Source organism: Myxacorys almedinensis A (assembly GCF_010091945.1).
GTDB classification, from domain to species: domain Bacteria; phylum Cyanobacteriota; class Cyanobacteriia; order Leptolyngbyales; family Leptolyngbyaceae; genus Myxacorys; species Myxacorys almedinensis.
The window spans coordinates 1-10,715 of record NZ_WVIE01000050.1 but is presented as its reverse complement, the minus strand read 5'-3'; the positions used below and the strand labels follow the sequence as shown (position 1 = coordinate 10,715).

The 10,715-nt window shown below is 48.7% G+C and carries 10 protein-coding genes; 9 read left to right on the top strand and 1 reads right to left on the bottom strand.

What is annotated here, in order from left to right; all coding sequences use genetic code 11:
* A partial coding sequence (locus tag GS601_RS22320; RefSeq protein ID WP_162425493.1) for an IS5 family transposase occupies positions 1 to 397 on the top strand: 397 nt, incomplete at its 5' end.
* Positions 398 to 514: 117 nt separating this feature from the next.
* Positions 515 to 1,249 carry a TVP38/TMEM64 family protein gene (locus GS601_RS22315; RefSeq protein WP_162425492.1) on the top strand — a complete coding sequence of 245 codons (735 nt, stop codon included), beginning with the start codon at positions 515 to 517 and terminating at the stop codon, positions 1,247 to 1,249.
* Here the strand turns inward: GS601_RS22315 and GS601_RS22310 are convergent.
* The gene (locus GS601_RS22310; RefSeq protein WP_238393458.1) at positions 1,246 to 1,617 is read right to left on the bottom strand and encodes a hypothetical protein; all 372 of its coding nucleotides are present in this window, start codon (positions 1,615 to 1,617) and stop codon (positions 1,246 to 1,248) included. The two genes, GS601_RS22315 and GS601_RS22310, sit on opposite strands and share 4 nt — an antisense overlap.
* Before the next feature lie 186 nt (positions 1,618 to 1,803).
* On the opposite strand from GS601_RS22310, the gene rppA reads away from it, so the two are divergent.
* The 7 genes from rppA to GS601_RS22275 all read left to right on the top strand — a co-directional run bounded on the left by rppA (position 1,804) and on the right by GS601_RS22275 (position 10,597).
* On the top strand, positions 1,804 to 2,517 hold the full coding sequence (rppA, locus tag GS601_RS22305; protein ID WP_162425490.1) for a two-component system response regulator RppA: 714 nt from the start codon (positions 1,804 to 1,806) through the stop codon (positions 2,515 to 2,517).
* Between the two features lie 3 nt (positions 2,518 to 2,520).
* Positions 2,521 to 3,873 (top strand): sensor histidine kinase, encoded by a 1,353-nt coding sequence (locus GS601_RS22300; protein WP_238393457.1) that lies wholly within the window; start codon positions 2,521 to 2,523, stop codon positions 3,871 to 3,873.
* A gap of 469 nt (positions 3,874 to 4,342) precedes the next feature.
* A complete protein-coding gene (locus GS601_RS22295; RefSeq protein WP_162425489.1) occupies positions 4,343 to 4,744 on the top strand; it encodes a hypothetical protein in 402 nt (133 codons plus the stop codon).
* 116 nt (positions 4,745 to 4,860) lie between these two features.
* The gene (locus tag GS601_RS22290; RefSeq protein WP_238393456.1) at positions 4,861 to 5,394 is read left to right on the top strand and encodes a NirD/YgiW/YdeI family stress tolerance protein; all 534 of its coding nucleotides are present in this window, start codon (positions 4,861 to 4,863) and stop codon (positions 5,392 to 5,394) included.
* Between the two features lie 198 nt (positions 5,395 to 5,592).
* Positions 5,593 to 6,402: an SDR family oxidoreductase gene (locus GS601_RS22285; protein WP_162425488.1), complete on the top strand. Its 810-nt coding sequence runs from the start codon at positions 5,593 to 5,595 to the stop codon at positions 6,400 to 6,402.
* Between the two features lie 98 nt (positions 6,403 to 6,500).
* A complete protein-coding gene (locus tag GS601_RS22280; protein ID WP_162425487.1) occupies positions 6,501 to 9,200 on the top strand; it encodes an MGH1-like glycoside hydrolase domain-containing protein in 2,700 nt (899 codons plus the stop codon).
* Complete coding sequence (locus GS601_RS22275) at positions 9,197 to 10,597, top strand: glycoside hydrolase 100 family protein (protein WP_162425486.1); 1,401 nt, start codon at positions 9,197 to 9,199, stop codon at positions 10,595 to 10,597. The genes GS601_RS22280 and GS601_RS22275 overlap by 4 nt, the downstream gene beginning before the upstream one ends.
* The last annotated feature ends 118 nt before the right edge of the window (positions 10,598 to 10,715 follow it).

Here is a 10,715-nt window from a genome sequence, read left to right as displayed (position 1 = left end):
GATTCCCATCGCGATTGTCATTGATGGCGCGAATCGCCATGATATGAAACTCACGGAAGCAACACTGGCAGCGCAACGCATCGTCCCCGAAGATTGCCCGCAAGGAGCACCGAGAAATATCTGCTTAGACAAAGGTTACGACTACGATGAAGTCAGACAAATTATCAAAGCTTGGGGATATATCGGACACATTCCACCCCGTGACGAAGGACAACGCATCATCCATGCTATGCCGAATTACCGAGCGAGACGATGGGTGGTTGAACGCACCCATGCTTGGATGAATCGATTTCGACGAGTGTTGATTCGCTGGGAGAAGAAGCCAGAACATTATTTAGCAATGCTACAGTTATCCTGTGCTTGCATTGTGGTGCGGGCAATTCAGGTTTTCGGATAGGCTCTTAAAGTCTTTTCCACAACAAATCAACAGATTAAGGAAAAACTCATCTTTCTCTCACAAACGTGTAATACCTTCAAACCAGGTCAAGCGGTTGAACACGTAAAGGCATAGAGCATGGCGCGATCGCAATTTACAAAGCACAAGTTTTGGTTGACAGTAGTGTTGAGTGCGAGCGTCGTAATTGGTGCAGCGATCGCGTTCCAGCGCTTTAGTCTTCAAATGCTACTACACAGTGCCCTACTGTGGGTCAAAAGCCTAGGTTCTACAGGCGTCATTGCGTTCATTGTGATCTACAACTTGGCAACCATTTTATTGATTCCAGGCTCTCTGCTGACGTTAGGAGGTGGGGCGCTTTATGGCATCTTTTGGGGTTCAATATACGTGACCATTGCCGCAATTTTAGGAGCAATCATCGCCTTTTTGCTTGGGCGCTATTTTGCAAGAGGCTGGGTCAGTCAGCAGATTCAGAGTCATCCCAAATTTCAGGCGATCGACACAGCCGTTGCCAGAGAGGGCTTAAAAATTGTTCTGTTAACCCGTCTATCTCCCGTCTTTCCCTTCAACCTGCTCAACTACGCCTTTGGCATTACCCGTGTCTCATTAAAAGATTATGTCATCGGTTCGATCGGCATGATTCCGGGTAGCGTCTTGTACGTTTATATCGGCTCTCTGGCAGGAGACCTCACCGCTTTGGGAATGCCGCAAACTATCAGTCCCCAAGCTCAGATGGTGCAGTGGCTTGCTAAGCTTATTGGTTTTCTGGCTACCGTCGGGGTAACACTCTACATCACCCGTATTGCTAAGCGATCGCTAAACCAGAGTATTGCAGCCAGAAGCAATCGCCCTTAGTCAATCAAGCGATAACGAACTAGCTTGCGGACATTTTCTACCGACGTTCCGAGTTCTCGCGCGATCGCAGCTTCAACCTCTTTCACATCCGTCACCCAATAGGTATATTCCACTTTTTTAAGCGATGAATCCGTAGTTTCAACAACAACGGTTGTCCTGCCGCGCTGGCGATCAACAGCAGCACTAATGACAATAATCGTAACGCCAGCTTTCACCTCAAGTTGCGTGTCTGCTTGCAGCCGATTGGTGCTGGTATAAGAGCGATGCAAAACCTGATGGGCGATCGCATGTCCCGCTAGCCAAAACAAAAGCCCCACGAGGGGGAGCGGTAGCCAAAATTCTGCCCCTGCTTTGCTGAGTAATTTCAAAACGCGATCCGCTCTTCTCATCGGGTTCTAAATCAACAGGCTCTAAATCAACAGGCTCTAAATCACAGGTTCCCAATCACCACCCCAATTCTAATCCCCCGGAAGGAGATAAAATCCTGCAAACGAGTGATGCTGCCTCGGTTGTCTTCTCCTAACTTAATGAAAGAGTTTTGGTAAGGGCAAACGATGCGAATCTTGCTAGTTGAGGATGACCCCGAACAATTGGAACCGTTGCACGCTGCTTTGTCTGGGGAGGGACACATAGTTGATGGCGTGAAAGATGGCGAAATCGCGCGATGGATAGTGTCCCAGCGAAACTACGATTTGCTCATCCTCGATTGGCTACTGCCAGAAGTCAGTGGCATCGATTTATGCCGCACCTACCGGGCATCCGGCAAAAGCGCCCCCGTACTCATGTTGACCGCAAAAGACACGATCCTCGACAAAGTAGCTGGGCTAGATGCCGGAGCCGACGACTACCTAGTAAAACCAGTAAGCGTGTTTGAACTGCTAGCGCGAGTGCGAGCCTTAGGACGACGCTCACCACTTTGGCAAGGCGATTGTCTTCAAGTCGCAGATCTACATCTCAACCTCTCAACCCTCACCGTGACACGGCGCGCAACCTCGATTCAACTCTCTGCCCGCGAATTTCAATTGCTAGAATATTTAATGCGGCATCCCCAACAGGTCTTGAGCCGCGACCAGTTAGAACAAGCCCTATGGGAATGGGGTGATGAACCCGAAAGCAATGCCATTACTGCCTCAGTTCGTCGCTTGCGGCAACGGCTTCAGAGCGTTCATGCAGCAGAATGGCTAGAAGCAGTCTACGGCGCAGGATACCGCCTCAGTCCCAAATCAGAAGATGCTGAATTAAGTCAGGTTCGAGCAGAGCGTTCGTAAACTATGAGAACACCTTCTGCCCTATCTCTAGGCAAGGCAAAGGCAGAGAGCCAGACTGCACTCAATCCCTCTTCCCAAACCATGTTCAATCGCAGTCGGCGGAATTTAGCACGATGGTTCACACTTTCCATGGGAGGGATTTTGGTTGGGTTTGCGGGCGTGCTTTATTATCAAGCAACGGTAGAACAACTCAAACAAGTTGATCAACTGCTCTACCGCAAAGCCAGAGTGATGGCGGCTAGTGTCAAATACGAACCCTGCGGCGATTGTCAGCACCTTAACCTCAACAACGTTCCATTTTTTGGCAATGGGTCGCCGCCGCTTGACAGTGGAATTGTGTATGCCCGCTGGTACAACGCTCAACGGCGCATCCAGCGATTTTTTGGCACACTCCCCACGGTCGATCAGCTTGATGACAGTCCAGAATTTCAAACCGTGCAAATTGAGCCAGGGCAACCCGCGCAACGGCTGCTCCGTCAGATCACATTACCCGTTTATCTCCGTGGAGAATTGATTGGCTACTTGCAAATTGCCCTTCCTCTAGCCGAAATGCAAGATGAACTCCAGCGCTTTCTACTCTCGTTGACTCTGTGGGTTTTACTGACCATTACGCTCATTAGCCTGGCAGGCTGGGGGCTAGGAGGAATCGCAATGCAACCGATTCGAGAAGCCTATGATTACCTCGATCGCTTTACCGCAGATGCCTCCCACGAACTCCGCGCCCCCCTTGCTGCGATTCTCAGCAATGCTCAAGTCGGGTTAATTGCTCCCCTTGAGGCAGGTCAACCCAAACACTACCGGTTAGAAAAGATTGCCGTCGTTGCTAAATCAATGACGGTTCTCATCAGCAATCTTTTGTTCCTCGCCCGACGAACCGGGCACCTCGCGACCGAATCATTGCAGTCGGTTGATCTAACCGAACTGCTACACCAGTTACTCCATGCACCCACCCTTCAGACTGCCGCCCAGCAGGTCACCCTAGAACCAGTGTTGCCCGAACAAGCCGTGACCATTCAAGCCGATCCAGCCTTGCTTACTCAAGCGATCGCAAACCTGATCCACAATGCTTGCAAATTTACACCAGAGCAAGGCTTAGTTCAGGTGCGCTTGTTCACCCAATCTCGATGGGCACTCATTCAAATTCAAGATAGCGGTAGAGGCATTCCGGCTGAGGATTTGCCGCACATTTCTGAACGATTTTATCGGGTCAACAAGGCGCGATCGCGCGAAGCAGGCGGTTCAGGATTAGGACTTGCGATCGCGCAGCACATTATCACAGCCCACGGCGGCAGCATCAACGTGCACAGCGAAGTCGATCGAGGAACAGTATTTCAAATTACGTTACCCTTATCGTAGTTTTGCGCCGATGTTCAAGAAACCCGTGTCATGACAGAACAACGCCTATTCCTGCACAATTCCAAGACTCAACATGGAAGATTTGAAATGGTGAAGCGCGTCTTGTGGGTGGTACAGAGAGAAGCGATCGCTCCTAGCATTACTTAGATCAATATTAGGAGCAATCGTGAAGGTCTGCGCCGTTCATTACAACCGCCGTCGATGCTTTAGGAGCGTTAATTTATCTCAACGTTGCACGAACCATTTTGCAACTGTAAATAATAAGGATGCAGGTGTCATTTTTATATCACATTTGTCCTCGATCTTAAAGATAGGTGCTCGTCTTAGCAGTGAAAGGGTTCACTTCAAGGATCTTCGGTTGAATTTTGCTACTGACTAAGTTGAGACAAGGTTGAGACAAGTAAGCTTAAAAAACATTTTATTTTTATATCGCATCTACTCAGTTTCAAACGTGTACGAGGTTCAACCAATGAATTTAAAATCTTACCAATTAGCCGTCTCTATGCTCGGCATACCTGTTGTCATCCTGGCAGCCAATAGCTTGCCTGCGATGGGTCAAACCCAAGCCCCCCAAAACGTTCAACAGCCGGAAACAACCGATTCTACCCGCCCTGATCTTACAAAAATCTATGGACGAGTGAATCAGGTTAGTGGAAATCAATTCATTCTCAACGCCAACACTGGCACCGTCACTGTCGAAAAACGAGAAGCCCTGAACCTGCGACCCAATGAACCGATTGCAATTACAGGCAGTTTTGATGCCCAATCCAATCGTTTTACTGCCTATTCAATCACTCGCTCAGATGGCACAGTGATTCGGTTTACTCCCAGTGGCGCGTCAGTTAGCCGCATCTCAGACATCCTCAACTAACGCTTGGTCTCAATCTATCAATCAGCAAACCTATCAATCAGCAAACCTATCAATCAGCAAACCCATCAATCAGCAAACCCATCAATCAGCAAACGAGGAGTAAAAGCAGAAACATCATGAATTTGAAACAGCCATTAGCGCTTTTCATAGCGGGAGCAAGTGTAATGGGTCTAGCCCTTGCTGGATATAGTCAACTCTCAAACGCAAGGGCACAAGCTCGCCCGATTCCACAATCTGTTTCTGAAATTTCCTCAGATGCAGTCTTCACATCATCGCCGCGATCGCGCATTGGCGACTTGGCTCAAGCCCAACCCCCTCAAAATCAGACTCAAACCCAAATCGGAGATTTAAAACGCACAGATGGCATTGCGATTTCTGGGCGAGTAGAGAGCATTGTTGGCAATGACTTTATCCTTGAAGACGGCACAGGACAAATCATCGTAGATGCTGGGCCGCGCTGGTGGCAAGAAATTAATCTAACCCAGGGGGAAGAAGTCACCGTTACGGGCAAATTGAGTGATCGATCGCGCGAATTTGATGCCTTCTCGATCCGTCGAGCCAACGGTCAAGTGATCGATATCCGCTCTGGAGACGGTCCACCCCCGTGGGCAGGCAACCCCAACCGCAACAATCGACCGGGACGACGATGAACAATTACAGTCCTTCGCTCGTTGGTGGGTAGCAAATGCGTGCTAATCATCCGCCAATGATTCAACCGAGAGCAGCTAATGGAGCAGAGCAGAGTCTTACTCTCGCCTTGATGCTGCTCACCATCAATCTACAAAACTCTATAATCCACTAGGGAGCTATGATCGCTCCCTTCTCTATAGGCACAGGAGGCAGACAACATGAAAGGATTAGCTGGGAAAACGGCATTAATTACGGGAGCAAGTTCTGGAATTGGGCAAGCGATCGCAATCCGTCTTGCCCAAGAAGGCTGCAATATTGCGATCAACTATCGCTCAAGCCCTGAAGGCGCAGAAGACACCGAAGAGCAAGCAATGCGGCAAGCCTGCGGACAAGTAGAAGAGTGCGGTGTAAGCTCATTTCTGGTGCAAGGCGATGTTTCAAAAGAAGAAGACATTACCGCGATGGTGAATGCGGTTGTCGATAAATTTGGCAGCCTTGACATTTTGATCAACAACGCTGGCATTCAGGAAGACTGCCCATCTCATGAGCTTTCTGCAAACGATTTTGACAATGTGCTGTCTGTTAATCTTCGTGGAGCTTTTTTGTGTGCTCGCGAAACAATCAAGCATTTACTCAGTCAAAACCGCTCTGGTGTCATTATTAACATCTCTAGTGTTCACGAAATCATTCCCCGACCGTTATATTTAAGCTATTCCGTGAGCAAGGGAGGCATGGAAAATCTCACGAAAACGCTGGCACTGGAATATGCCGATCGCAACATTCGGGTAAACGCGATCGCGCCGGGTGCCACCGTTACCCCTATCAACCAGGAGTGGGTAGACGACCCAGAAAAGCAAAAAGTTGTTGAAAGCCACATTCCCATGAAACGAGCAGGTGAGTCAGCAGAAATGGCTGCCGCCGTTGCCTTTCTCGCCTCCGACGAAGCATCGTACATCACCGGACAGACCCTATTCATCGATGGCGGACTCACCCTTTACGCCGACTTTCGAGAACCGTGGTCTGCCTAGTTAGACCCTGCAAAAGCCCAGATTTAGAAGATGCAATCATGCCTGACGGAACAATTAGACAACGCTAACAACCTGATTTCCTGCTAGGAGCCAAAGCCATGACCGCAGAAGAAAACCGGCTAGAAGACGATCGCACCCGCAAAGCCTACTGGCGCAGATGGGGACCTTATTTGAGTGAGCGGCAGTGGGGAACAGTTCGAGAAGATTACAGCCCAGACGGCTCAGCATGGGATTATTTGCCCCACGACCATGCGCGATCGCGCGCTTACCGTTGGGGCGAAGATGGCATCGCCGGAATTTCAGATAATCATCAACGTTTATGCTTTGCGATCGCGCTTTGGAATGGTGAAGATCCGATCCTTAAAGAACGACTGTTTGGGCTGAGTGGTCCCGAAGGCAACCATGGTGAGGATGTTAAAGAATGTTATTTCTATCTTGACAACACGCCCAGTCACGCCTACATGAAATATCTCTACAAATATCCGCAGCAGGCGTTTCCGTACGATCGCATTGTGAAAGAAAATCAACAACGCGGTTATCATGAGCCAGAATTTGAATTAATTAACACTGAAATCTTCAAAAATAACCACTATTTTGATGTTTACGTAGAATACGCTAAGAACACCGATGAAGATATTCTAATCAAGGTCAAAGTTATAAATCATTCCACAGAAACGAAAACGCTACACTTGCTACCAACTCTATGGTTTCGTAATACGTGGTCATGGGATAAAGCAAGCAACAAACCAATTTTGCATCAACAGCAAGGTAATGATTCAGTCAGCCAAATCCATGCATCTCATGCAATGCTAGGAGATCGCTGGCTATATTGCCAAAAAAGTAAAGCGCTCCTATTCACCGAAAATGAAACCAACCACGATCGATTGTATGGCACTCAAAACGCATCGCCCTACGTCAAAGATGGAATCGATCGCTACATTGTGCATGGGCAGCGCGAAGCAGTTAACCCCGAACACACAGGCACGAAAGCCTCTGCCCATTATGAGCTAACCTTAGAGCCTCACCAAACCCAAACCGTTTGCCTGCGGTTAAGCAACATTGAAAATTTAGCAGACCCGCTAGGCGCAAAATTTGACCAAACTTTCAGCGATCGCCAACAAGAAGCAGACGAATTTTACCAGCGTATTACCCCAATGTCTTTGCCAGATGATTTACGCAATGTTCAACGGCAAGCATTTGCAGGATTGCTATGGACAAAGCAGTATTACCATTACGTGATCGAAGACTGGCTCAAGGGCGACTCAAATCAACCCAAACCCCAGCGCCACAGCCCGCGCAACCAAGAGTGGATTCATCTGTTTAACGATGACATCATTTCCATGCCCGACAAATGGGAATTCCCCTGGTTTGCTGCCTGGGATTTAGCGTTTCATTGCGTTCCCTTGGCAATGATTGATCCCAACTTTGCTAAACGGCAATTAGATCGCCTGACCCGCGAATGGTACATGCATCCCAACGGGCAATTACCTGCTTACGAATGGCATTTTAGTGATGTCAATCCGCCTGTTCATGCGTGGGGAGCTTGGCGGGTTTATCAGATCGAAAAGTCGCTCTATGGGCGCGCCGACACAGATTTTCTAGAACGAGTGTTCCAGAAACTATTGCTCAATTTTACTTGGTGGGTCAACCGCAAAGATCATAACGGAAACAACGTTTTTGAGGGCGGTTTTCTAGGATTGGACAATATTGGCATCTTCGATCGCAGTTCAAAACTGCCTACAGGCGGCTATCTAGAACAATCTGACGGGACAAGTTGGATGGGCATGTATTGCCTCAACATGCTGGCGATCGCACTAGAGTTAGCCAAAACAAACCCCACATACGAAGACATTGCCAGCAAATTTTTCGAGCATTTCCTGTACATTGCAGATGCTACTAACCACATTGGTGATAACAACGTTTCGCTTTGGGATGACGTAGATCAGTTTTACTATGATGTGTTGCATTTACCCAACGGCGATTGGCATCGATTAAAAGTGCGATCGATGGTGGGATTAGTGCCTTTATTTGCGGTTGAAATTTTAGATCCTTCCGTGTTGGATCAATTTGCTGGATTCAAAAAACGGTTTGAGTGGTTTATCAAAAACCGTCCCAATTTGCAGCGCAATATTGCCTCTCTAGAAACGGCTGGAAACCAGGCACAGCGGTTGTTAGCAATCGTCAGCCCTACCGAGCGACTCAGACCCATTTTGCAGCGATTGCTCGACGAATCCGAATTTCTAAGCCCCTACGGCATTCGATCGGTATCCAAATTTCATGCCAAGCATCCCTACACGTTTAACGTCGATGGGCAACACCATCAAGTCGCGTACGAGCCTGGAGAATCGACCAGTGGCATGTTTGGCGGCAACTCAAACTGGCGCGGTCCGATCTGGTTTCCGATGAATTTTCTGATCATTGAGTCATTGCAGAAGCTTCATCGCTACGTGGGAGGCGATCTTAAAGTCGAGTGCCCAACCGGATCAGGACACTGGATGACCTTAGAAGCCGTCTCGATCGAGCTAGCGCGCCGACTCACGAGCATCTTTGAGCAAAAAGATGGCACTCGCCCGGTGCACGACAACCAGACCTTATTTCAAACCGATCCCCACTGGCGCGATTTGCTGCTGTTTTATGAATACTTCAACGGGGATACCGGGGCTGGGCTTGGGGCAAACCACCAAACCGGATGGACAGGCTTAGTGGCAACCCTAATTCACCACTGTGCTGCCTGCAACCAACAAAGCGCTACGCTATCTGAAACGTCTTCGGAATTAATTTCTTCAACACTACGATGAACGCCAATCAACCTTTAGCAGATTCCCTCCGAGATGCGATCGCACTCCACAACAAAGCCATCTTTTACTATCGCGGAAAACCTGTGGGCACGGTTGCTGCCCAAGATCCATCTATAGATGCGCTCAACTACGATCAGTGTTTTATCCGCGATTTTGTGCCGTCGGCATTGGTCTTCCTGATGCAAGGTGACGCCGAAATTGTACACAATTTTCTCACCGTTACCCTAGAACTCCAGAGCCACGACAAAGAAATGGATTGCTTTCAGCCAGGGCCAGGGCTGATGCCTGCCAGTTTCAAAGTCATTCACAAAGACGGTGAAGAACAGCTAGAAGCCGACTTTGGAGAAGCCGCGATCGCACGGGTTCCCCCAGTCGATTCGTGTCTTTGGTGGCTGATTTTGCTGCGATCGTACAGCCAAGCCACCGGAGACCTTTCCCTCGCCCATCAACCCGATTTTCAAGCAGGCATCAAACTGATTCTCGACCTGTGCCTTGCCCATCGGTTCTCAATGTACCCAACTTTGTTGGTGCCTGATGGGGCATTTATGATCGATCGGCGCATGGGCGTGTATGGGCATCCGCTCGAAGTGCAAGTGCTATTTTATGCCGCGCTCCGATCCTCGCGAGAATTGCTCTTAACAGATGCAAAAAGCGACCGCTATTTCACGATGATCGATCAACGTTTGGGCGCGCTGCTCTATCACGTTCGAGAATATTATTGGCTAGATCTCAAACGCTTAAATGAAATCTATCGCTTCCAAACCGACGAATACGGCGAAAATATTGCCAACAAATTTAACATTCACCCTGCCTCTATTCCCCCCTGGCTAATCGAATGGCTACCCGAAACCGGAGGCTATTTAGCAGGCAATTTAGGACCAGGACAAATGGATTTTCGCTTTTTTGCAGCCGGAAATCTCCTCGCGATCGTCTATTCCTTAGCCAGCGATCGCGAGTCACACAGCATTATGGATTTGTTTGAGCATCGCACATCAGATCTCATCGGCTATATGCCCGCTAAACTCTGCTTTCCTGCGGTTGAAGGCGAAGAATGGCGATCGCTAACAGGCTGCGATCCTAAAAATACACCATGGTCTTACCATAACGGCGGCAACTGGGCAATGCTGCTGTGGATGTTTGTTGCGGCTGCTCAGAAAACAGGTCGAACGGAACTCGCGCAACGGGCAATCGATCTCGCCCAACATCAACTCATTCAAGACAACTTTCCAGAATACTATGATGGAAAGAATGGTCGGCTGATTGGTAAAGAATCCAGAACCCATCAAACCTGGAGCATCGCAGCCTTGATTGCGGCTCAAGAACTCATGAAATCTCCAGAGCATTCAAAATGGATAGGATTTGGAGAGAGCATGGAATACTCTGGCTGTCGCTTTTAACAACAGATTAGTCAATAAACTAAGTAACAGAAGCCTTGCATATTAACGTGAGTTCGACGGATTAAAAGATGGCAGGAGGGAGAGCAGGCAAGCCTTTTGGCTGCAAGTCGAGCGAGGG